The sequence below is a fragment of the Bacillus pacificus genome (assembly GCF_020861345.1).
Lineage (GTDB): Bacteria > Bacillota > Bacilli > Bacillales > Bacillaceae_G > Bacillus_A > Bacillus_A pacificus.
The window spans coordinates 1,803,476-1,827,071 of the sequence record NZ_CP086328.1; the positions used below are offsets into that span (position 1 = coordinate 1,803,476).

21 protein-coding genes and 1 riboswitch are annotated in these 23,596 nt (G+C 36.6%); of the genes, 17 read left to right on the plus strand and 4 right to left on the minus strand.

The features are described 5' to 3' along the window. Positions 1–98 precede the first annotated feature (98 nt). Positions 99–1,607, plus strand: coding sequence for an argininosuccinate lyase (argH, locus tag LMD38_RS09385; RefSeq protein ID WP_016718194.1), 1,509 nt, complete (start codon positions 99–101; stop codon positions 1,605–1,607). A 67-nt stretch (positions 1,608–1,674) separates the two neighbouring features. After that, positions 1,675–2,508 (plus strand): GNAT family N-acetyltransferase, encoded by an 834-nt coding sequence (locus LMD38_RS09390; protein WP_000615396.1) that lies wholly within the window; start codon positions 1,675–1,677, stop codon positions 2,506–2,508. 35 nt (positions 2,509–2,543) lie between these two features. Here the strand turns inward: LMD38_RS09390 and LMD38_RS09395 are convergent, their stop codons facing one another. Continuing rightward, entirely contained in the window at positions 2,544–3,293 is a 750-nt protein-coding gene (locus LMD38_RS09395; RefSeq protein ID WP_016718192.1) for a (S)-benzoin forming benzil reductase, read from the minus strand. Positions 3,294–3,409: 116 nt separating this feature from the next. On the opposite strand from LMD38_RS09395, the gene LMD38_RS09400 reads away from it, so the two are divergent. Further along, positions 3,410–10,882, plus strand: coding sequence for a DUF7507 domain-containing protein (locus LMD38_RS09400; RefSeq protein ID WP_062821451.1), 7,473 nt, complete (start codon positions 3,410–3,412; stop codon positions 10,880–10,882). Positions 10,883–10,929: 47 nt separating this feature from the next. Here LMD38_RS09400 and LMD38_RS09405 read toward each other — a convergent pair whose 3' ends face one another. Then, positions 10,930–11,487, minus strand: coding sequence for a CatB-related O-acetyltransferase (locus LMD38_RS09405; protein WP_000966314.1), 558 nt, complete (start codon positions 11,485–11,487; stop codon positions 10,930–10,932). Between the two features lie 110 nt (positions 11,488–11,597). Here LMD38_RS09405 and LMD38_RS09410 point away from each other — a divergent pair, with 110 nt between their 5' ends. From LMD38_RS09410 to LMD38_RS09450, 9 genes are all read left to right on the plus strand, one after another. Next, positions 11,598–11,939 carry an ASCH domain-containing protein gene (locus LMD38_RS09410; protein WP_012644528.1) on the plus strand — a complete coding sequence of 114 codons (342 nt, stop codon included), beginning with the start codon at positions 11,598–11,600 and terminating at the stop codon, positions 11,937–11,939. Beyond that, positions 11,936–12,331 (plus strand): NUDIX hydrolase, encoded by a 396-nt coding sequence (locus LMD38_RS09415; RefSeq protein WP_016718190.1) that lies wholly within the window; start codon positions 11,936–11,938, stop codon positions 12,329–12,331. The genes LMD38_RS09410 and LMD38_RS09415 overlap by 4 nt, the downstream gene beginning before the upstream one ends. An 86-nt stretch (positions 12,332–12,417) precedes the next feature. After that, on the plus strand, positions 12,418–13,038 hold the full coding sequence (locus LMD38_RS09420; RefSeq protein ID WP_000070938.1) for an acetate uptake transporter: 621 nt from the start codon (positions 12,418–12,420) through the stop codon (positions 13,036–13,038). Between the two features lie 139 nt (positions 13,039–13,177). Next, on the plus strand, positions 13,178–13,621 hold the full coding sequence (locus LMD38_RS09425; protein ID WP_001062754.1) for a flavodoxin: 444 nt from the start codon (positions 13,178–13,180) through the stop codon (positions 13,619–13,621). A 16-nt stretch (positions 13,622–13,637) separates the two neighbouring features. Next, positions 13,638–14,537: a WD40/YVTN/BNR-like repeat-containing protein gene (locus tag LMD38_RS09430; protein ID WP_000449506.1), complete on the plus strand. Its 900-nt coding sequence runs from the start codon at positions 13,638–13,640 to the stop codon at positions 14,535–14,537. Positions 14,538–14,753: 216 nt separating this feature from the next. After that, entirely contained in the window at positions 14,754–14,954 is a 201-nt protein-coding gene (cspB, locus tag LMD38_RS09435) for a cold shock-like protein CspB (RefSeq protein ID WP_001179150.1), read from the plus strand. A gap of 187 nt (positions 14,955–15,141) precedes the next feature. After that, positions 15,142–15,987: an exonuclease gene (locus LMD38_RS09440; protein WP_062821450.1), complete on the plus strand. Its 846-nt coding sequence runs from the start codon at positions 15,142–15,144 to the stop codon at positions 15,985–15,987. Positions 15,988–16,164: 177 nt separating this feature from the next. Next, on the plus strand, positions 16,165–16,326 hold the full coding sequence (locus LMD38_RS09445) for a hypothetical protein (RefSeq protein WP_000387289.1): 162 nt from the start codon (positions 16,165–16,167) through the stop codon (positions 16,324–16,326). Positions 16,327–16,357: 31 nt separating this feature from the next. Next, entirely contained in the window at positions 16,358–16,705 is a 348-nt protein-coding gene (locus tag LMD38_RS09450) for a hypothetical protein (protein WP_016718188.1), read from the plus strand. Positions 16,706–17,012: 307 nt separating this feature from the next. On the opposite strand, the gene LMD38_RS09455 is transcribed toward LMD38_RS09450, so the two are convergent. Further along, entirely contained in the window at positions 17,013–18,104 is a 1,092-nt protein-coding gene (locus LMD38_RS09455; RefSeq protein ID WP_000345047.1) for a DUF3900 domain-containing protein, read from the minus strand. 117 nt (positions 18,105–18,221) lie between these two features. Continuing rightward, positions 18,222–18,563, minus strand: coding sequence for a hypothetical protein (locus tag LMD38_RS09460; protein WP_001997954.1), 342 nt, complete (start codon positions 18,561–18,563; stop codon positions 18,222–18,224). A gap of 362 nt (positions 18,564–18,925) precedes the next feature. Between LMD38_RS09460 and LMD38_RS09465 the strand changes: the two genes are divergently transcribed. The 5 genes from LMD38_RS09465 (at position 18,926) to LMD38_RS09485 (ending at position 23,579) form a co-directional block, all read left to right on the plus strand. Then, positions 18,926–19,837 (plus strand): VanW family protein, encoded by a 912-nt coding sequence (locus LMD38_RS09465; RefSeq protein WP_000488988.1) that lies wholly within the window; start codon positions 18,926–18,928, stop codon positions 19,835–19,837. A 330-nt stretch (positions 19,838–20,167) separates the two neighbouring features. Beyond that, a riboswitch (SAM riboswitch) is annotated at positions 20,168–20,274 on the plus strand. Between the two features lie 69 nt (positions 20,275–20,343). Beyond that, a complete protein-coding gene (locus LMD38_RS09470) occupies positions 20,344–21,012 on the plus strand; it encodes an amino acid ABC transporter permease (RefSeq protein ID WP_000667175.1) in 669 nt (222 codons plus the stop codon). Positions 21,013–21,031: 19 nt separating this feature from the next. Beyond that, the gene (locus tag LMD38_RS09475) at positions 21,032–21,793 is read left to right on the plus strand and encodes an amino acid ABC transporter ATP-binding protein (protein WP_061183440.1); all 762 of its coding nucleotides are present in this window, start codon (positions 21,032–21,034) and stop codon (positions 21,791–21,793) included. Between the two features lie 11 nt (positions 21,794–21,804). Next, the gene (locus LMD38_RS09480) at positions 21,805–22,596 is read left to right on the plus strand and encodes an amino acid ABC transporter substrate-binding protein (protein ID WP_001232341.1); all 792 of its coding nucleotides are present in this window, start codon (positions 21,805–21,807) and stop codon (positions 22,594–22,596) included. A 74-nt stretch (positions 22,597–22,670) separates the two neighbouring features. After that, complete coding sequence (locus LMD38_RS09485; protein ID WP_062821449.1) at positions 22,671–23,579, plus strand: VOC family protein; 909 nt, start codon at positions 22,671–22,673, stop codon at positions 23,577–23,579. Positions 23,580–23,596: the final 17 nt, after the last annotated feature.

A 23,596-nucleotide genomic window follows, 5' to 3' on the forward strand; every position in this document is an offset into this window, starting at 1 on the left:
TCGGTGCAGAGGCGCCGAGTTTATTTTTATATACAAGCACTTTTTTGCTATATCTGGGTATGATGGGTAGTAATACTTAGGTGAAAGGGGAAAAGGTGATGAAACAAAATAAAGAAGAGTTTATAAAGAGTGAAGGCGCTGATTTCCCTGGGAAAACATATGTGAATTGTGTATTACAACATGTATTTAATTTTCAACGAAATTACTTATTGAAAGATATGTTTCAAGTGCATAAAGCGCATATTACAATGCTGATGGAAGAAAATTTAATGAAAAAGGAAGAAGGTAAAGTTATATTACACGCATTAAAAAAGGTCGAGGGAATGCCAGAAGAGCAATTGCTCTATACAGAGCAGCATGAAGATCTCTTTTTTTTAGTGGAACATTTAATTTCTCAAGAAGCAAAAAGCGATTTTGTAAGTAATATGCATATTGGTAGAAGTAGAAATGATATGGGTGTAACGATGTATCGCATGAGTTTAAGACGGTATGTATTACGATTAATGGAACATCATTTGTTATTGCAGGAAAGTATGCTGCAACTTGCTTCTGATCATAAGGAAACGATTATGCCAGCTTATACACATACACAACCAGCACAGCCAACGACATTTGGTCATTATACGTTAGCGATTTATGATACGATGCAGAGAGATTTAGAACGCATGAAAAAAACGTACAAACTTTTAAATCAGTCGCCAATGGGAGCCGCTGCGCTTTCTACAACAAGTTTCCAAATTAAACGAGAGCGAGTTGCCGATTTACTTGGGTTTACAAATGTAATTGAGAACTCATATGATGCTGTTGCTGGAGCGGATTATTTATTAGAAGTTAGCTCTTTACTTATGGTAATGATGACGAATACGAGCAGATGGATCCATGACTTCTTACTATTAGCGACGAAAGAATATGATGGTATTACTGTGGCGAAGCCATATGTGCAAATTAGTAGTATTATGCCGCAAAAGCGAAATCCAGTTTCTATTGAACACGCCCGTGCAATTACGAGTAGTGCTTTAGGAGAAGCATTTACAGTATTTCAAATGATTCATAATACACCATTTGGTGATATTGTGGATACAGAGGATGACTTGCAGCCGTATTTATATAAAGGGATTGAAAAGGCTATTCGTGTTTTTTCTATTATGAATGCAGTTATTCGAACGATGAAAGTAGAGGAAGAAACGTTGAAAAATCGTTCCTATAAACATGCAATTACGATAACTGATTTCGCAGATGCTTTAACAAAAAACTATGACATTCCATTTCGGCATGCGCATCATGCAGCGAGTGCTATTGCAAATATGTTATTGGAGCAGAAAAAGGAGCTTCATGAATTACATTTGAAAGATGTGAATATGTACTTACAAGAAAAATTTAATATAACTTTATTAGAAAAAGAGTGGAAAGAAATTATATCGCCAGAAGCTTTTATACAAAAAAGAAATGTATACGGTGGGCCGAGTAAAAAAGAAATGGAGCGCATGATTAACAATCGAAAAGAGTCATTTCGACAAGAAGAAGAGGTATTTGAAAAGGAAAAACAGAGAATTTTACAAGCTGAAAATGATTTGAATACGCTAGCTTCAAATATTATTGAATCGTAAAAGAGGAATTTAGTGAATTAAGCGCCAATACCTTAATAAAACTATAAATAGAGAGAAGAGATTGTCGATGATTCAATTGCATGTATATGAAGAGATTGTTAATTTTAAAGAAGAGGTTACACCATTTCTAGAAAAGAATGAACAGGAAAATAATCTCATATTAGGCGTATTACAAATGGTCCACCAACCGATATTTATGGGGATAGCGAAACAAGGAGAAGAAATTGCAGTTGTATTTCTTCAAACAGAAGAGAAGAAACAAATTATTGTTGCAACTTCTGAAATTTCGGGAGTAGCTATCAAGGAGCTTGCAAAAGAGTTAACGAAAATATATCCGGATATTCCTGGATTAATTGGTGATAAGAAAGTTGTACAGCACTTAGCAGAAGAGATTGCGGTGTTAGAAAATAAGAAAACGAATGTTGTAATGGAGCAAGGGGTATATGAGTTGAAAGAAGTGAAGAAGAAACCGAGCGAGGATGGGTTTTTTCGAGAAGTAAGTAGTGATGAACTAACATTAATAGAAGAGTGGATATATCAATTTTGTGAAGATGTGAATCTTCCTACTACGAAAGAAGAAGCAAAACAAACGGCACATACATTAATTACTAATCATCGTTTATTTGGTCTAGAAGTAGACGGGAAACTTGTTTCTGTAGCAGCAAAAACACGTCCAACTAAAAATAATATAACAGTTAATTTCGTATATACACCTAAAGAAGCAAGGAAAAAGGGATACGCATCTAATTGTGTAGCGGCACTTAGTCAACGTATGTTAGATGAAGGGTACAAGACGACTACGTTATATACTGATCTAGCGAATCCGACATCGAATAAAATTTATCAAGAAATCGGTTATGAGCAAATTGCGGAGTCTGTGCTCATATTTTTAGAGAAGTAGAACAAAAAGGCGTGCTAAAATAGCACGCCTTTTTGTTATTCGTCAATTCTAATAACCTCGCCTTGAGGGAAGTCTTCGGTTTCTAATAAATTCCGAATAGCTTTCGCAACATATTCGGGTGATAATAGCTTTCCTTCTTCTTTTAATGTAATGAAGCGGTCTAAGTTTGTGAAGTCTTCTTTATTTGTTTCCCGAATTTGTGCTTGCATATTTGTATCAACAACACCAGGTGCAAAAGCGACGATTTTTACTGGATATTCTTTTTCTGCTTCTTCGGTTGCTACGCACTGTGTAAACATATTTACGCCAGCTTTCGTTGTACAATAAGCGCCCCATCCGAAGTAAGGATTTTTTCCTGCACCAGATGAAATGTTTATAACACGTTTATCTACTTTCCATTCTTTCGTATGTTTCATGAAAGTGGAGGTGAGGATCATTGGCGCAAGTAAATTAATGTGAACGTTCGTAATGAGCAGTTCACTTTCTGCTTTTTCAATTGGTTTCATAGGGGCAACCGTACCCGCATTATTAATTAAATGAATAGAAGATACACTGTCTTCTTGAATAGATGAAATGATTTTGTTAAAGTTCGTTTCTAAATTATGTACATCTTGAAGATCTAAGGAGTGGAAAACACAATTGCTATTATATTGTTCTGCGAGTTTCGTAAGCTCTTTATTTTCTCTTCTAGAAATAGAGATGACAGTTGTATTTTTTTCTAACAATTGTGTGGCAATAGCCTCACCTAAACCTTGTGAAGTTCCTGTTATGATAACGTAGCGCATAGTTTTATAAACTCCTCTCATATGTGCGGAATTTTGTTGGACAACGTACATTGTATAGTTTGTCTACATTTTATAGTATAGAGCACTTTTTACTATAATTGAAATGAGATGATTGTGTGCCTTTTATAAATCGTTTTACGACAACAGTACCTGGTGCCGTCACGTTTACTGGGAATACGCTGGGACTTAGCCCTACATCACCTGCACCAGGTAATATTTTTGGTACACTTGCTGTGTTTACGACAGTAAATACAGCGCTGCAAGTACCAGGATTCCCAGCAGGGACAACAGATGAGTGGCAATTGAATTCTTCAAGTGCAATTTTAAATCTTCCAGCGGGAAGCAGTGTGTTATATGCAGAATTAGTTTGGGCTGGTACTTTCCGGACTGATACGGAAGATGTTTTACCATTTTTAAATGATAACATTACATTTACAACGCCAGCAGGAACGTTTTCTGTTACGCCAGATCCTGCTACTGCGCAGCAAGGTTCAGTAGGAAACCAGTTTTATTATGCTCGCTCTGCCAATGTAACGAATCTTGTTAGTGCAGGTGGGGCAGGCACGTATACAACGGGTGCTGTGCCAGCTGCAAGAACTTCAGCTGACCCAACAATTAGCCGTTCAGCGGGATGGACGCTTGAGGTTGTGTATCAAAATGCAAGTTTACCACTTCGAAATTTGTCAGTATATGCAGGTCAAGAAATTATTGATGCTTCATCACCACCAGTTGATGCTACTATTTCAGGATTTGCTACGCCAGCTACAGGAGCTGTAACAGGAAGGGTACTTGTAACTGCACAAGAGGGAGATTCCAACATTTCTGGAGATCAACTTCGCTTTGGACCAAACCCAAATGCTACAGTTGCATTATTCGGGCCGAGAAACCCTGCAAATAATTTCTTCCAGTCTCAAATTTGTAATGACAGCGGAAATTTAGATACGAGCGGTACATTTGGAGATTTAAACCAGCCGTTAGGGGTAGCTTTGGCTGTTCGAAGACAAGGATGGGATATTACAAACGTAGATGCTTCATCATCATTAGTAAATAATCAAACGTCAGCAACCGTTCGGTTCGTTACAAATGGTGATGGTTATGCAGCGGCTGGTTTTGGTGTTCAAATTGATGCGACGGGGCCGATTATAAATCCTGCCAAATCTGTTGATAAAGCAGTTGCAGGTATAGGGGATATTCTCACTTATACGATTACAGTTCCGAATACAGGAACAGGAAGTGCGGACAACGTTGTATTACAAGATAGTATTCCGAACGGCACAACATTTATAGCTGGTAGTGTAACGGTAGGTGGAGTAACACAACCAAGTGCAAATCCAACTAGTGGAATTAATTTAGGAACGATACCAAATAATGCTCAAAGAATCGTTACATTTCAAGTTCGAATAACATCATTCCCGAATCCAAATCCTATTTTAAATCGTGCAATGGTATCGTATCAATTCCGTCCTTTCGTCGGTAGTCCACTTATTACTAGTATGTCTTCTTCAAATACTGTACAAACGACAGTGAACCAAGCAACTATAAGTATGCAAAAATCTGTAGATCTACAGACTGCGACACTTAATGATGTATTAACGTACACAGTTAATGTCACAAATAATGGAAATGTTGCTGCAAACAATGTGATTTTTGTTGATAGCATCCCGGCTGGAACAACATTTGTTCCAAATAGTGTTACAGTGAATGGAGTAGCGCGTCCAGGAGCGAATCCAGCAAGTAGTATTAATCTAGGAAGTATTAATGCTTCACAAACGACTGTAGTGCGCTTTCAAGTTCGAGTAACATCTAATCCTCTTGTCAATCCAATTCCGAACCGTGCGAGTGCAACATTTACCTTTACCCCAGTGCCTGGTCAACAACCAGTTTCAGGGCAAGCGACAAGTAATACTGTAGTGACTACTATTAATATAGCTGATATAAGAACGAGAAAAACAGTAGATAGAGCTTTTGCGACAGTGAATGACGTTCTTACGTACACTATTACTATTGAGAATATCGGAAATGTACTTGCGACAAATGTTATTTTTCAAGATCCGATTCCAGTTGGAACGACTTTTATCGCAAATAGTGTGACTGTGGACGGGGTTTCACAACCTGGGGCAAATCCAGCGACTGGGTTTACAGTAGCTAATATATCTCCTGGCGGAAGTAGGACTGTTACATTTCAAGTTCGAGTTACATCTACACCATCGGGAGGTACGATTGCGAATCGGGGGAGTGTATCTGCTAATTTTGTTGTTAATCCGAATCAGCCGCCAGTTACAATTAATAGAATGACGAATACAGTGGTAACACAAATTAATACAGGCGGTTTAAATGTAATAAAAGAAGTGAATACAACGCAAGCAGCAGTAGGAGATACTTTAACATATACGATTGCCGTTCAAAATACAGGAAACGTTCCCCTAACAAATGTGTTATTCCAAGACACTATTTCTTCCGCTGTTTCTTTCGTTGCAAATTCTGTAACAATTAATGGAGTATCACAAAGTGGATTGAATCCGAATACAGGATTTTCTCTTCCAAATATTCCTGCGGCTCAAACGGTTGTAGTCACATTTGAAGTAGTAATTGTACAGGATCCAGGAGATGAAGATATTTTAAACCGCGCGAATGTCACAGCAAGTTTTCAAGTGAATCCGAGTGAACCACCAGTTACGATTACTATTCCGAGTAACCTAGTGAATACAACTGTACAATCAGGGAATTTTGAAGTTGTGAAAGCAGTGAATACGGATGTGGCAACCGTAGGCGATATTTTAGTATATACAATCGAAATCATAAATGCAGGTAGTGTACCAGCTACAAATGTGTTTTTCCAAGATTCAATTCCACAAGGAACATTATTTATTGAAAACAGTGTATTTGTTAATGGTATTTTACAAGAAGGTGCAGATCCAGAACTTGGATTCCCGTTAAATGATTTGCCTACTGGGGCGAATGTAATTGTTACGTTTGAAGTATTAATTGATGAAATTCCCCAAGGAAATAATGTTGTAAATAATGCGAATGTCACTGGAGATTTCCTTCTGAATCCAACAGAGCCACCAATTACTGTAACAGTACCAAGTAATACTGTTATGACGGTCGTGAATTCTTCAGGATTAAATGTAATGAAAAGTGTAAGTGCTACTGAAGCCGGTGTAGGAGATACGTTAACGTATACAGTTCGTATACAAAATAGTGGAACAGTAGCAGCGACAAATGTATCATTCCTTGATCCGATTCCTTCTGGAACAACGTTTGTAGCAAACAGTGTAACAATAAATGGAACACCTCAACCAGGTTTAAACCCGACAACTGGATTTCCACTTGCTAATATTCCGGTAGGAGGGATGGTAACAGTTACTTTCCAAGTGACAATCACAAGTGTACCATCAAATAGAGTTCTTCCGAATAATGCGAATGTAACTGCTGATTTCCAAGTAAGTCCTCTCCAGCCACCAATTACAATTGTAACGATTAGTAATATTGTTGTGACGCGAGTGAATGTAGGATCACTTAATATAATGAAGAGTGTAAATACACCACAAGCAGGAGTAGGGGATACGTTAACGTATACGATTCTTATTCAAAATACAGGAACTGTTCCTGCGACGAATATTATTTTTCAAGATCAAATTCCCTCCGGTACTGCGTTTGTAGTAAATAGTGTAACAATCAACGGAGTCGTTCAGCAAGGCGCGGATCCTATGGCAGGATTCTCAGTACCAAATATTCCGGTCGGACAAACGGCCACGATTACGTTTCAAGTTACAGTGAAGAGTATTCCGAGCGGTGGAAATGTTCGAAACCAATCGAACGTTACTGCAAGTTTTCTTATAAATCCAGCAAACCCTCCAATAACGACTATTACAAATAGTAATTTTGTAGTGACGCAAGTAAACACAGCACAATTAAATATACAAAAATCTGCATCTGTACAACAAGCAGCACTTGGAGAAACTTACACATATTCTGTTGTCATTCGAAATAACGGTACAGTAACAGCAACAAATGTTTCTTTCATTGATCCAATTGCTCCAGAAACGACATTTGTAGCAAATAGTGTAACGATAAATGGAACGCCTCAACCTGGATTCGATCCGAATATAGGTTTCACGCTTCCTAATATTGTGGCTGGAACATCGTTGACAGTAACGTTCCAAGCTACGGTAATTGCACCGTCTACACGCGGAGCAGTATTAAATACAGCATCTGCTACAGCCACTTTCTTATTAAATCCTTTACAACCACCTGTAACAACAACGAATTCAAGTAATACAACGGTAGTTACAATACCATTACCTCCTCCTGGCGAAGTGACAGCAACAAAAACAGTAAATGTTGCCGCCGGAGCTGTTGGAGATGTATTAACGTATACAGTGTTAATAACGAATGTAGGAATTATCCCTGTTACAGACGTACTCTTCCAGGATGTCATTCCAGAAGGGACGACGTTTGTTGAGAACAGTGTAACGATAGGTGGAATACAGCAACCTGGATTAAATCCAGAAGTAGGCTTTACAGTTACTCCGTTATTAAATGCAGGTGCAAATATTACTGTGACGTTCCAAGTGACGATTACGGAAATTCCAGATAATGAAGTCATATTAAATGATGCAGATGTTACATTTACTTCACAACCAAATCCGCAAGAACCACCGATTACGGAAACGATATTAACGAATTTAGTCGTTACGACAATTAATATAGCGTTTATCTTTCCATTGAAACTAGTAGATAAAGAAGTAGCAACTGTAGGAGAAATATTAACTTATAATGTATTTATCTTTAATTTTGGAACAGTGGCAGCGACGAATGTTCAATTTATCGATACTACTTCCGCGGGTGTAGAATTTGTACCAGGAAGTGTGAGCATAAATGGGGTACCGGCACCAGGATTAGATCCTTTTAGTGGTTTTACAGTTCCAAATATACCTGTAGGTGATTTTGTACGTGTCACATATCAAGAGAAGGTAAAAATCATACCAGAAGGTGGGACAGTTGTTAACTTTGTAGACGTTACAGCTACATTTGCAGTAAGTGAAACAGAGCCGCCTATTACGGAAACAACGACGAGTAATACGACATTAACAGAAATCAATGAGCCTGGTTTAAATGTATTAAAATCAGTAAGTCAGCCGGTTGTTGCGGTAGGCGATACAATCACATATACAACAGTAGTTCAAAATACGGGAACCGTGATAGCAACGAATGTTCAATATAGTGATGTATTACCTTCCTCTATAACATTCATACCGAACAGTGTAACGATAAACGGTGTGTTACAACCTGGGTTCAATCCGAATAATGGGTTCACGCTTCCAGATATAAATCCAGGTGAAAGTGTAGAAGTCACATTCCAAGTAACAGTTGTTAGCGTTCCGTCAAACGGAACAATTGCCAATACGGCAAATGTTACTGGAAGCTTTATATTAGTACCAGGAGAACCACCAGTTATAGTAAATCAGCCAAGTAATACAACACTCACAACTGTAAATAGAGGACGCTTTAATGCTATTAAACAAGTAAATAGAGTCGCTACTCTAGTGGGAGATATATTGACGTATACAGTACAAATAACGAATACAGGAACAGTAACAGCTAACAATGTTCAGTTTATTGATACCATTTCAACAGGTGCGTCATTTGTAGCAAATAGTGTAACGATAAATGGAGCCCCGCAACCAAACTTAAATCCGATTACTGGATTTGGAGTTGGAGATATACCAGTTGGTGAAACGGTTATCGTGACGTTTCAAGCGACAGTTACAAACATCCCGTCATCAGGAACAATTACGAACGTTGCAAATATAACAGGAAGCTTTACTTTAGTGCCAGGAGAGCCACCAGTTATAGTAAATCAGCCAAGTAATACGACAATAACGAGGGTGAATAGAGGGCGCTTCAATGTAATAAAAACAGTAAATAAACAAGCAACGCGAGTAGGAGATACGTTAACGTATAGTGTGCAAGTTACAAATACGGGAACGGTAACAGCGACGAATGTTCAGTTTGTTGACGTCCCATCACCTAGTTTAGAATTCGTTCCTGGAAGTGTACAAATAAATGGAATTCCGCAAGTAGGCTTAGATCCATTTGTAGGCTTTTCATTACCGAATCTTGCAGTAGGAGATAGTGTATTAATTACATTTGAAGTAAATGTAATCGCGGTTCCACCTTCTAGTAGCATTATGAATACAGCGAGAGTAACGGGTGATTTCGAATTGATTCCAGGAGAACCTCCGTTTACAATTACGAATTCAAGTAATACGACGGTTACGCCAGTAAATAGAGGCAGCTTAGATATGCTAAAAGAAGTAGATCATTCAGTTGTTGGAGTAGGAGAAACGGTAACGTATACGGTTCGTATATTAAATACTGGTACTGCTGATGCAATGAATGTTCAATTTATAGATGTGCTATCTCCAGAAGCCGATTTCGTCGCAAATAGTGTAACGATAAATGGAGTTTCACAACCGGGGTTAAATCCGCAGCTCGGATTTACGATACAAGATATTCCAGTTGGTGAGACCGCACTTGTAACATATAAAGCTACGATTACAAGTTTTCCAGATGGTGGTACAGTAGTGAACGTTGCAGGGGCGTTGGCAGAATATATTTTAGTACCAGGAGAGCCGCCAGTTACAGTGATGGATACGAGCAATACAGTTATAGTAACGGTAAATACTGCAATCTTATTTGTTGCAAAAGGAGCAAACTTTGAAGTAGCGATGGTAGGAGATGTTATCACTTATGGAATCGCCGTTATAAATGACAGTACAGTTCCTGTGACGAATATTATTTTAACAGATATCATTGATCCGAATACGTTATTTATAAATGGCACGGTAACGGTAAATGATGTACCTCTCCCATTTGCCAATCCGAATACTGGTATCCCGTTAGGTGATTTTCAGCCAAATGATGCGGCAATTATTAATTTCCAAGTTGTAATAACAGGAGGACAAATAAATAATTTAGTTACAAATACTGCTATAGCAAATGGGCTTGCAATTGTAAACCCGAATGAGCCGCCAGTAGTAGTTGAAGGTGATAGCAATACAGTTGTTATCCCGTTTATTTCTCAAAATGTCTCAACGACAGTCGTAAAAACAGCAGATTTACAGGCAGCAACGATTGGAGATGTTATTACGTTTACGACAGTTATTACAAATACGGGGGATACAGCAATACAAAATATTCGTTTTCAAGATATGTTAGATAGTAGTGTTCAATTTGTCCTTGGAACTGTAGCGGTTGATAATACGTCAGTGCCAAATGTAAACCCAGTATCAGGATTTCTTATAGGAAGTTTAAATCCTGGTCAAGCGCGAACCGTTTCGTTCCAAGTAGTAGTGCAGAGCGCACCAAGTGGTTCAGGAAATTATATTAATCAAGCGAGTATTCGTTTCGAACATCAAGTAGGTACAGTATTGCCACCTGTTACACAAATAGTAGAAAGTAATATAGTCGTCATTCCGTTCGTTCCAACGATAGAACAAATTTGTGAAACGAATCTTAATTGTTTAGGGAAAATTCCTTTTCAATGTTCTCCGTGTGATCACTTGCAAATAAAGAAAAAATAAATGCAGAAAGAGCATCCTGTAAGAGAAGGATGCTCTTTCTGCATGAATCATGTAGATTCTTTTTCGGGCGAGGTGAAAAATTCATCGGTTTTGTCGGAGAGTAGTAATGGAATCGCTCTTTTTATAACAGAAATGTCCCAATCCCACCATGCAAGATTCTCTAGTTTGTCAATTGTTTCTTGCGGGAAACGATATCGAATAAATTTTGCTGGATTACCAGCCACAATTGCATATGGAGGGACGTCTTTTGTAACAACACTTTTGGCACCAATAATGGCACCGTTACCAATTGTAACACCAGATAAAATGCAGGATTGATAACCAATCCATACATCATTGCCGATTACGATATCACCTTTTGAAGAGGGGTGACCAGTAATATGGGCTCCTTCGCTGAAAAGAGCGTTAAATGGATAAGTCGTTATCCAGTCCGCGCGATGTTCTCCGCCAAGTATGAAAACAACGTCTTCTCCTAATGAACAAAACTTACCTATTTTTAATTTCGTTTCATCATTCCAAGAAAAAATAGTTGGACCTACTTTACTATAAGTATAATCACCGATATCATACTTACTATATTCAGGTTTTTGATTTAAATATAACATGATTCTTCAACCTTCTTTCTCAATCAAGAAATAAGCGTGGAATATTATATGCAAGGTGTAGTAAGGTGACCAGTGTTAATAAGTAAAATGAATAAATGGGAGTGGAATGTATGAGGTATGAGATGGGATTATATAATAAACCTTTTCAGTCAATTCAATCAGGGAAAAAAGTGTATGAAGTGCGCTTATACGATAAAAAACGTCAACTCATAAAACAAGGCGATCATATTATATTTACGAACCTTACGACAGCAGCAACGATGGCTGTAAAAGTAACGGAGATAAAACGATACGAAAACTTTCAAGCAATGTACGAACAAATTGATAAAAAATTATTGGATTGTGAAAATGATAGTTTAGAGGAAATGTTAGAAAGTACATACAAAATATATACGAAAGAACAAGAACAAAAGTGGGGAACAGTTGCGATTGGTATTGAGGTAATAAAATGATAAGAAATCGCGGCGCGGCTATCATTGTGCAGAAAGGAAAAATAGCTCTTATAAAACGTATTCGAGAAGATGAAACGTACTATGTTTTTCCAGGCGGAGGAATCGAAGAAGGAGAAACACCTGAAGAAGCAACAAGGCGAGAAATTTTTGAAGAATTAGGGGTACATATAAAAGTGGAGCATTTAATTGCAAAGGTGGAGTATAAGAGTACGGAGTATTATTTTAATGCCGATATTATAGGTGGAGTTTTTGGAAGTGGTAAAGCTGAAGAATTCGAAATGAAAGATAGAGGGATTTATATTCCGTTATGGTTGCCGATATATGAGTTGGAAAAAGTGAATATAAAACCGTATGAAGTGGTCGGAAGTATATTCAATCATTATAAAAAGTAAAGTCTGACAACATACAAAAAAAACCATTGACATAGCCTTCTGATTTAAGTATTGTATTCGAGTATGTTTATAATCAGGAGGTTTATATGAGCAATCAAACAACTACACATCATGTGAAAATGACAACAGCAGATCCATCTGGAATCGGTCTATTTGGATTAGCGATGGTAACACTTGTAGCATCATCTCAAAAGTTAGGCTTAACAGATGGCGTTTCACTCGTATTACCGTGGGCAATCTTTTTAGGAGGATTTGCACAAATCTTTGCGTGCATTCATGATGCAAAGCATAACAATACATTCGGTACAACAGCATTCGGTGCGTACGGTCTATTTTGGCTAGGCGTTGGAATGACTTGGTTAATTCAACTTGGAGTATTCGGCGAAAAATTAGCACAAGCTGCAGATTCAAAACAGCTTGGTGTAGCCTTTATCGGATATTTGATTTTCACAATCTTTATGACAATTGGTGCAATGGAAACACATAAAGTATTATTTATGATTTTCGTTCTTATTGATTTCTTATTTATTGGTCTTTCATTAAGTACTTTAGGTGTTATGCCGCATGCAATGCATAATTTAGCAGCATATTCTGAACTTCTTATTTCATTATTATCTTTCTATGGTTCAGCAGCAGCAGTGTTAAACACACACTTTGGAAAAGTTGTTTTACCAGTTGGAAAGCCGTTTGGTATTTTTAAAAAGTAATAAAAAGCACAGATGATTGTATAGTCATCTGTGCTTTTTTATATGGAATAAATAAGAATAAAAAAATATAATTGAAATTGATTCTCATTATTAATATAATGAGAATGAGAATCATTTATTGTAAGAGGGGGATGCCGAAGTGGCGAAAATTTTAATAGCTTATGCGAGTATGTCAGGAAATACAGAGAGTATTGCTGATTTAATTAAAGTTAGTTTAGATGCCTTTGATCATGAAGTAGTATTGCAAGAAATGGAAGGCATGGATGCTGAAGAGTTATTAGCTTATGATGGAATCATTTTAGGGTCTTATACGTGGGGAGATGGGGAATTGCCATTTGAAGCGGAAGATTTCCATGATGACTTAGAAAATATAGATTTATCAGGGAAGAAAGCAGCGGTATTCGGATCAGGTGATACGGCGTATGAACTATTTTGTGAAGCGGTAACGATATTTGAAGAAAGACTTGTAGAGCGCGGTGCAGAGCTTGTACAAGAAGGGTTGAAAATCGAACTAGCTCCAGAAGATGAAGAGGATGTTGAAAAATGCAGTAATTTTGCAATTGCATTTGCTGAGAAGTTCTAAGAATGGGAGTGTCAACGTGGAGACAATGTTAAGTGCGACCGCTATTACAAAGTTAAGAGATGGAAAGCTTATGTTAGCTACTACATATAATGGTTTATTTATTGAACAAGACGGAGAATGGAAACAAATTTTACATGGTTTTCAAAAACGAATTAGGGATTTACATAGCGAAGATAATGTAGTGTATGGTGTAGGTGACGAAGGAATTTTTATTCGTAGTATGAATGGTGGGGAGAATTGGACGGTTCAACGTTTTCCAACAAAGGCAACGAGTTGGAATGTGTGTAGTAATATAGAAGGAACTGTCATTGCTCATGGAGATAAAACGTTGTATCATTCGAATGATTTTGGTTCGACATGGGAAACCATTCATCCATTTCTTGAGTATGGTGGCGGGGCACCATCTATTCGATCGTTGTTTTTATATAAACATTACTTATTTATTGGTACGAAAATACATACTAAATATGGTGGTGTTTGGCTCTTTAATTTGGAGACACGTAAATTAAAGAGGATTAAAATCGTAATGAATCAGATGATTTCAGCGTTGACTTTACACAATTCTTATTTAGTAGCAGCCAGTGGGTCGTGCAAGGGGATTAGCGGTAATATTTCTTTTTGTAAAATAGATGAAAGTATAGAGAGTGAAAAAACATATTGGCACACATGTCAAAGTGAGCAAAAAGCAAGTAGCTATTTAGACTTAAGTGTAGATCAACATGTGCTATATACAACGTCAACGCAAAATAAGGCGGGGATTAGTACCGTTTGTCGTGTACTTCTAGAAGAAGGAATTGTTACAGTATGTGACTCAGTTAAAGGGCATGGTTGGCGCATCGTGAACGAAAAAGAAGGCTATGTTGTAGCTGGATCAGGTGAATCAAAAGCAATGCAATGGAAGAAAAAAGTTGTATAGTAAAAAAAACTTTGCTTTTATTATATTGATATGATATATTATATTTAAACCATTTTACTTTTAATAATATAGAGATTTAAATGAGCTGTAACTTCCGAGGAGGATAGCAATGTTAAATCTCCTCAGAGTTGCAGTTTTTTTAATGTCTGACTTATTTTTGTAAAGTGGTTGAAAATGAATATGTACATATAGGTACATTGTAGGAGGATTTTTTTCATGCAAAACGGTAAAGTAAAATGGTTTAACTCAGAAAAAGGTTTCGGATTCATCGAAGTTGAAGGCGGAGAAGACGTATTCGTACATTTCTCAGCTATCCAAGGCGAAGGCTTCAAAACTTTAGAAGAAGGTCAAGAAGTTACTTTCGAAGTAGAACAAGGTAACCGTGGACCTCAAGCTACTAACGTTAACAAGAAGTAATTGTGGAAAAAAGAAGGGCTTGCCCTTCTTTTTTTTTGCGTTTTTACTGAATAACCCCCTATGTACATATAGTAATGAGATTGAATTTGTTTTTTAGACAAGGTATTACATGCATAAAGTGTATGAATAAATAAATACTGAAAATAAAGTATGTGTGTGAAAAGGAACTTAGAAAGAGGTAAAAAAATTGAAAAACACTACACATTTTATTGTGTTTGATATAGAGAGAAATTTTAGGCCGTATAAATCAGACGACCCGTCAGAGATAGTTGATATCGGGGCTGTAAAAATAGAAGCGAGTACAATGAAGGTAATTGGAGAATTTTCGGAATTAGTAAAACCGGGTGCTAGGCTTACTCGCCATACGACAAAATTAACGGGAATTACAAAGAAAGATTTAATGGGTGTAGAGAAATTTCCGCAAATTATAGAGAAATTTATTCAGTTTATCGGAGAAGATTCTATATTTGTTACATGGGGAAAAGAAGATTATCGGTTTCTAGTTCATGATTGCACGTTACATGGTGTAGATTGCCCGTGTATGGAAAAAGAAAGAAGAATTGATTTGCAAAAGTTTGTTTTCCAAGCGTATGAAGAATTATTTGAGCATACACCGAGTTTACAATCTGCAGTAGAACAACTCGGTTTAACATGGGAAGGAAAGCAGCACCGTGCTTTAGCGGATGCTGAGAATACAGCGAACATACTTCTTAAAGCATATAGCGAGAGAGATATTACTAAAAGGTATAAAAGGCATGGTGAACTTGAACTAGTAGAGAACGGAAAACTAACAGAAAAAGCGAAAAAAAAGATGCGAAAATGGGTATTTAAAGAAATGAGAAAAAATACTGAGCGTCCGTTCGCTTGGAGTACATTTGAAAGTAGTGACACGTGGGAAAGTATAACGGAAAGATATTATATAAGTGAACCTACAATAGAACTTCTGAAAAAACATTTTCGTACGGCGGTTAGAAAAGCGGAAAGGCAGATTAGGTATTTGGCTGAGATGGAGAAGAATGCAGAGGTTAAATGACATTCTTCTCTATTTCTAGCTACATAAATTTACTGTCATTGTATTGATGGATGAATAAAGTATTCATATAAATAGGAATTGATTTGCTGTGCTACTTTGAAATTTAAGGTGTGGTAAGAAATTTTTTAATATATTCATAAAATTAGAGCCTATAGAAATGAAAGAGGGTAAAGTTGAATGGAAGCAATCTTTAACATTGTAACAGTTTTAGTTTTTGGGATAATATTTACCACGCTATTAGCGGTAATTACACTTCCTTTCATAGCAAAGAAGAAGAATTGGAAAAAGCTTAATATATCTTTAAAGCGTGGTGTATTAAAGATTAAAATCGAAGAGTAAAAGATGAGCTTTATACAAGGGAGGTGTGATAGTGATAGACTTAGATATTAAAGACGTCAACGTACAGATGGAATTAAACGGAATCTTTTGGAATGAGGATGGGATTGCTGAAATGACGGTGACTACAAAAGAAGAGCATTCTTTTCTTCTTCGTTTAGTAGTTAATTTAGAAAGTAAAACGATTAGGGCGACGAGTATTGAAATAGTGAATGGATTTTGTCCTCTGTGCAAACAGAAAAGGAACGAATGTAGTGAACTTAATGACTTGCAAAACAAAATGGAAATTTTAGAAGAAGCTTACGATTGGGTGAGAGAGCATCCGGAATATCGTTTTCAGTTATCTTTTTACGAGTACAATAAGTTTGAGGTAGTGAAATGAAACTTTAATTTTGAGAACATACATAGTGACTAAAAGGAAAAACACCAAAAACTTATAGAAGGATTTGGTCTATTAGGAATATTGAAGCCAATATTTCTAATGGAAATACGTTTGTATAATCAGAAAGGGATGGACTTGATTCTGCAACAAATGTCATCCTGAATCAAAATTATTTTTAAACATATTTTGTTATAAAGCAGAAAAACCGATTCTTAGTGGAATCGGTTTTTAATATAAATGAAAACTATGTCCCAAATAAAAGAGCGCTTATTAAAAGCGTCCAGTAAAAACAGTTAAATGGAAGGATTTATTCAATCCCGTTCGGATCATAAGAATACTGCTGCTTATTCTCAATCCGCTCAATTACGTCTTGCAATTCATCTGGCTTCAGAAACTCAATTGGAGAGAAGCCTTTCTCAAATGTAAGTGTATCAGCCTCAATCATTAATACGTATCGGTCATTTACCTTTGCGATATGTATTTGATCCCCGAAATCAGCAAGCAGGGCCTTTACAGAGATATGGTCTGCTTTTAGCTTTAATTCCACTTCAGGCGCGTGCTCGACGATTTGAGCGGTAGCTTCCATTACTTCTTCGGTTGAAAATTGTTCCATAATTTCGCGTTTCGGACTGGCAGCCCATACTTCCATCGCTTGGTCGAATTGTTCGCGCTCTTCCGTACCTTCTTCAAATACATCTTCAATTTGGTCGTATACCATGTCCATTACTTGTGTTTTCATAATTTCAGGCATAGAGCGTTCGTACTCGACGAATTTTAAGAAGTCTTCAAAGTAACGGGCGTGTGATGCTTGGTGAATCTTTAGCTCGCCCACTTCGACCATACCTTCTTCGGGCATGTACGGATATTGGATAGATTTCATATTTTTTGTTGTAATGGCCATTTCAACGTTACGAATTAGTGTGGATTCATCGGAAATAGAAGCGACTTTTGGCTCGAAGTCACATTTCATAACGAAGACGAATGGATCATCAAAGTATTTGCGTAGTTTTGCTTGCGCAATTAAAAATACACCACCGCGCACAGCACTTGTGTCAAGATATGTATAAACGAGAGGTTCGCTCATATCTTTGAAGTTTTCCTTCGTTTCTGCAAAGCGGATGCGATTAAATAAGTTGTAATGAGGGTTTGAATCAAGTTCGTGCCCTTCTTCTACAATAAAGCGACCAATCTTTGTCGGAGCTTGTTCTGTTTTCGCATGACGTTCTACTTTTCGCTTTGAAATTTTTAATAATTCTCCATTCAAAAATTCTTTTAAGGAGCTATCTTCATACTCTTCAGCGTCTAATGTTTGAAAATGTTTGTAGCGTTTATCAACAGCTTCACCTTTTCCTTCTACTTGTACAACATAAAAGGAAAGATAATTTATTTCAAAATCCATATTTATCACCTTGTTTCATTTCATTAACTCTTATCAGTATAGAGATGGAAAAAACTTTCGTCAATTTATATAAGGAAGGGGAAGCCCCCTTCCTTCATATATTTTTTATTTTCGAAATTAAAATCCGTCTTCTAATGCTGAAAATGGAATGTTCAGTCTGTTTTCTACTGTACGTAAACGTTGGTTTAAGCGGTTTAATCTACGTGTATGACGCTCAACCGTGTTTTCTAATTGACGTACTCTTTGTTCAAGCTCATTTACTCGTCTTTCTAATTGACGGTTTCCAGCACCAGGAAAAGAGATTGGAAGTTGGAATTGTCGAGTTTGATCATATGGATTAACTTGTTCTACTGGATCTATATATTGTTGGTATTGTGCTTGTAAATCATATTGAGGTTGATAACCAGTTTGGTTATATGGATCGTATGGATTGTAGGGGTACATAAAAACATCCTCCATTTCTTTAAAATAGGTTAATTCACCATAATGTATGTGTAAAAGCGGAGCGTGGCACGGCAAATACCTATTTATGTTCACAGGATGTTTTTTTATAAATACGAATATGGAGTTTTACATTTGTATTTCGTTCGTTTTATGGTATATACTGGATAATAGGGAGAGGTTACGTAAAGGTTACAATTCTATCAAACTCAAACTTTTATGTAAATATGTATAGACATTTGGAAAAGAAAAGAGTAATTTATATAGAGTAAAAAATAACTTGTAACAATTTATAAATATATTGTAAAATGATTGTAACAAAACATACATAAAAATGAAATAATACATAAAAGTAGTATTGGGGAAAAGGGGAGAGTATATTGTTCCGTAAAGTAAAGGGTATATTAGTTGGGGTTTTATGTGTAGCTGTAGTGAGTGGCTGTGGTACAAAAGTAAGTGATGTTGCATTAGTAAGTGATATTGGTGGCCACACGGTAGAGGCTAAAGCAGAAGTACAGGATTCTATTAGTTTAGTAGATGGTCGTACAGGTACGGAAGTGAAAAAGCTAGATTTGTCGAGTCTAGGTTATTTTGAAGATGAAGCGAAATTTAAAAAATCAGTTGAGAAGGTTGCTAGGGAAGTTGGAAAAAATGTTGACAAAAAGATGGTCCCTTCACGTCTAGGATCTGATGGAAGTTGGCAAGAAGGGAAACCTTCTTATGAATTAATGGAAAAAGAATTAGTAGATAAATTATTAAACGTAGGTATGTGGGATTCTTCCTATCAATTACCTATTGTTGAGAAGAAGCCTACTGCAACATTAAGTGATGCGCAAGGAAGTGGTACGGTAATTGGTAGATATGAAACGAATTTAGGTGGCTCAACAGGTGGCCGTATTGAAAATATTCGTTTGTCAGCAGCGAGCATAAATGGAGTTGTATTAGCAAAAGGAGACCGTTTCTCTTTCAATGCATTAATTGGTGATACAACGCCAGATAAAGGATATCAATTAGGAAAAGAAATTGTAGATGGTAAATTAGTAGATGGATATGGCGGTGGTGTTTGTCAAACATCATCAACATTATACAATGCAGCAGATCAAGCTGGTTTGAAAATGGTAGAGAGAACAACACATTCTAAAACGGTAGGTTACGTTCCACAAGGAAGAGATGCTACAATTGCATATCCATACTTAGACTTAGTGTTTGAAAACACGAATGATGCACCTGTGAAGCTTTATATGGGTATTCAGGGCGGAAAGTTAGTTGCTGAAGTACATAAAATGCGATAAGAATCATAATCTAGAAAAAGCCATTATTTCTACTAACAATAGAAATAATGGCTTTTTCTGTGTAGTTTATCCAGTATTAGTGATACATTTCAAGACTAGGTGAATGTGAGGAACAAGATGTTTGGGAATTTATCCGGCTTTAATGGGCAGTAAGACCCCCCACCTCAAAATTCAGCGAAAGCAAAGAAGGTTAGGTGGGGGATGAAGAAACCCCCCACTGATTAAAGTTTCACTTTATCGAATTTAATTCTTAGTTTTCCTATTGACATTATTAGTTATTAATTGTATTCTTCATAATAACAACTAAATAAATGGAAAAATTTATTAGTTTTCTTATCAAGAGAGATGGAGGGACTGGCCCGATGAAATCTCAGCAACAGGCTATAAAAGTACTGTGCTAAGTCCAGCAAACGTATGAAGCGTTTGGAAGATGAGGGGAAATGGATTAACATTCAACTCTTCTTATATGTGTAAGAAGAGTTTTTTATTTAGAGAGGGGGGATAGAGTGAAGTTTGATGTAACGTATTTTTTAGAAAGTTTTCCGCAATTATTTAAGTATGTATACATAACTTTAGGAATTACTGTAGTTTCAATGATTATTTCTTTTGTTATAGGGATAGGTTTGGCGATCATAACGAAAAACAAAACGAAATTTCTATATTCTATTGCAAGAGTATATATATCTTTCTTTAGAGGAACACCTTTATTAGTTCAATTGTTCGTGTTGTATTTCGGATTGCCGCAAATATTCCCAACCTTTACAGTACTTACAGCGATGCAAGCGACTTTAATTGGTCTCAGTTTAAATAATGCAGCGTATTTGTCAGAAATTATTCGAGGTTCATTAAATGCTGTCGAATCGGGACAAATGGATGCTTGTTTATCAGTTGGAATGACAAAGGCGCAAGCTATGCGACAGATTATCTTTCCGCAAGCTATTCGGGTTGCGGTACCGTCACTTGGAAATAATTTTGTTGGATTGTTAAAAGAATCTTCGTTATCTTTTGCACTTGGGGTGGCTGAAATTTTAGCGCAAGCGAAAATGTTAGCGGCACAATCGTATCGTTATATGGAAAGTTACTTAGCGGTAGCGATTGTATATTGGATTATTACAATCGTAATTAGCTGGGGACAGAAAAAGTTAGAAAAGAAACTTGATGCACCGTATTTGTAACAAGGATGAGGTGATATGTGTGATTGAGATAAGTGATTTGTATAAATCTTATAAGAGTAATGAAGTACTAAAAGGAATCTCACTTACTGTCGGTAAAGGGGAGGTAGTAGTCATTATTGGACCTTCTGGTTCAGGTAAATCGACACTATTAAGATGTTTAAATTTATTAGAACAACCAGAGGGTGGAAGTATTAGAATTGAAGATTTAGAGATTCATGTGAAGAAGCTTTATAAAAAGGAAATAATAAAATTACGCCAAAAAACAGCAATGGTTTTTCAAAACTATAATTTATTTAAAAATAAAACAGCATTGCAAAATATTACAACGCCATTAACAGTTGTACAGAAAAAAAGTGAAGAAGAAGCAAAAAGAATAGCAAGAGAAATATTAAAACAAGTAGGTTTAGCTGAAAAAGAAAATTTCTACCCAACGATGTTATCAGGTGGGCAACAACAAAGAATAGGTATTGCTAGGGCAATGGCTTTAAATCCCGCTGTATTATTGTTTGATGAACCGACTTCTGCACTTGATCCAGAATTAGTGAACGAGGTATTGCAAGTCATTAAGGATTTGGCAAGGCAGCATATAACGATGGTTATTGTCACACATGAAATGAATTTCGCAAAAGAAGTAGCGGACCGTATTATATTTATGGCTGAAGGCATTATTGTAGAGCAGGGAACGCCAGAAGAAATTTTTCGGAATCCACAAAATGAGCGTACGAAAAAGTTTTTACGACAATTGAATGCTTCAGAAGAAGGCAATCATTTCGTTATTTAGGAGGAAAAATTATGAGGAAATCATCATTATTACTAACATTGGCATTAACAGTATCGGTTGGGCTTTTATCTGCTTGTGGTTCAGATACAGCGAGCAAAAAAACAGATGAAAAAGTAGTGAAAGTTGGGACGTCTGCAGGTCGTAGTCCATTTATTTTTAAAGAGGGTGAGAAAGTAAAAGGCTTTGATGCTGAAATTATTGAAGCGGCTGCTAAAAAAGCTGGATATAAAGTTGAATGGAACGTTTCTGATTTTGAAGGATTATTCGGTTTATTAGACTCGGGTCGTATTGATACAATTGCAAATGAATTATCGGTTTCTCCGGAAAGAAAAAAGAAATATGACTTTTCAATTCCATATGTTTATTCAGGATCTGTTTTCGCGGTGAAGAAAGATAATAATACAATTAAATCGATAGAAGATCTAAAAGGAAAGACTGTAGGTGTGGGGCTTGGTACAGCCGGGGAACAAGAATTAAAAGCTTTAAATAAAAATAATGCTTTTACAATTAAAACGTTCTCAGAAGATCCAACAGCAGAATTGAATGAAGTGGGACTTGGTCGTGTAGATGCTTACTATAATGATAAAGTGCAAGTAGAAACAACAATTAAAAAGGCAGATTTAGATAATGTGAAAGTAGGATTTGGTCCACTTAAATGGGGAGAGATTGCATTTCCATTTGCTAAAAAGAGCGAAAAGTTAGAAGATATAAATAAAGCATTGAAAGAATTAGAACAAGATGGGACATTAAGCGAAATATCAAAAAAATGGCTGAAAGTTGATGCTACAAAAAAACAAAATTAAAGTATGTTCGTTGAATGTGGCTATTGTCCATCAACTTATATAAAAATAAAAGGAAATTGGGGAGGAAGTTACTCATGGTACAAATTCATCCAAAAACACGTATTGGTCATGTTGAATTTAAGGTGTTAAATTTAGAACGTCAAATTGCTTTTTACGAGAATGTTGTAGGTTTAGAAGTAATTAAGCAAGAGGGGAATAAAGCGTATTTATCTGGAAAAGGTGGAAAGAACACGTTACTTGTTCTTGAAAAGTTAGAGGACGGGGTACTGCAAGAGCCGCGTACGACTGGTATATATCATGTAGCCTTTTTAGTTCCGACTCGTGAGGCGTTTGCTTCGGCATTATTTGGTGTGATTCGTAATAAGAATGTAATTGATAGTCCAGCTGAGCAAGAGGGACGTTATACATATTCAAATGAAATTTTACCAATTTCAAGGTTTAATAGTGCGAGTGATCATACGTATAGCGAAGCGTTTTATTTACAAGACTTAGAGGGAAATGGTATTGAAATATATGCGGATCGTCCGCGCGATCAATGGGGAGAAGGGCCAGGAGGAAGTACCCCGCTTGATTTAAAAGAACTAGCAACGCTTGTTGATTATGAATTTGATGGATTACCTGCTAATACTGTCGTTGGACATGTACATTTACGAATAGTTAATGTAGAAGAGTCACATGACTTTTATGTAGATACAGTAGGCTTTGAAGTGCAGCAACGCGAAGATGACTGCTTATTCATTTCTGCAGGAGGATATCATCACCATATAGGCGCAAATACGTGGAACGGAGTAAATAATCCGCACCCACCGGCACATGCAACTGGATTAAAAGTGTATACGATAGTACTGCCGCATAAAGAAGCGTTAGATGAAGTGAAAGAAAGATTAATAGAAAAACAGCATGAAATAAATGAAACTATAAATGGGTTTACAGTAGTAGACCCGAGTGGTATTACAGTACAGTTTGAAATAGAAACAGCATAAAAGAAGTCGGAAGGTGT

Bases quoted from the DNA above. Each gene is read 5' to 3' on its own strand.
- LMD38_RS09405 (WP_000966314.1), bottom strand. From the start codon at position 11,487: ATGTTATATTTAAATCAAAAACCTGAATATAGTAAGTATGATATCGGT.
- LMD38_RS09460 (WP_001997954.1), bottom strand. From the start codon at position 18,563: ATGGAGGATGTTTTTATGTACCCCTACAATCCATACGATCCATATAAC.
- LMD38_RS09390 (WP_000615396.1), top strand. From the start codon at position 1,675: ATGATTCAATTGCATGTATATGAAGAGATTGTTAATTTTAAAGAAGAG.
- LMD38_RS09410 (WP_012644528.1), top strand. From the start codon at position 11,598: ATGAGGTATGAGATGGGATTATATAATAAACCTTTTCAGTCAATTCAA.
- LMD38_RS09485 (WP_062821449.1), top strand. From the start codon at position 22,671: ATGGTACAAATTCATCCAAAAACACGTATTGGTCATGTTGAATTTAAG.
- LMD38_RS09455 (WP_000345047.1), bottom strand. From the start codon at position 18,104: ATGGATTTTGAAATAAATTATCTTTCCTTTTATGTTGTACAAGTAGAA.
- LMD38_RS09480 (WP_001232341.1), top strand. From the start codon at position 21,805: ATGAGGAAATCATCATTATTACTAACATTGGCATTAACAGTATCGGTT.
- LMD38_RS09395 (WP_016718192.1), bottom strand. From the start codon at position 3,293: ATGCGCTACGTTATCATAACAGGAACTTCACAAGGTTTAGGTGAGGCT.
- argH (WP_016718194.1), top strand. From the start codon at position 99: ATGAAACAAAATAAAGAAGAGTTTATAAAGAGTGAAGGCGCTGATTTC.
- cspB (WP_001179150.1), top strand. From the start codon at position 14,754: ATGCAAAACGGTAAAGTAAAATGGTTTAACTCAGAAAAAGGTTTCGGA.
- LMD38_RS09420 (WP_000070938.1), top strand. From the start codon at position 12,418: ATGAGCAATCAAACAACTACACATCATGTGAAAATGACAACAGCAGAT.
- LMD38_RS09415 (WP_016718190.1), top strand. From the start codon at position 11,936: ATGATAAGAAATCGCGGCGCGGCTATCATTGTGCAGAAAGGAAAAATA.
- LMD38_RS09445 (WP_000387289.1), top strand. From the start codon at position 16,165: ATGGAAGCAATCTTTAACATTGTAACAGTTTTAGTTTTTGGGATAATA.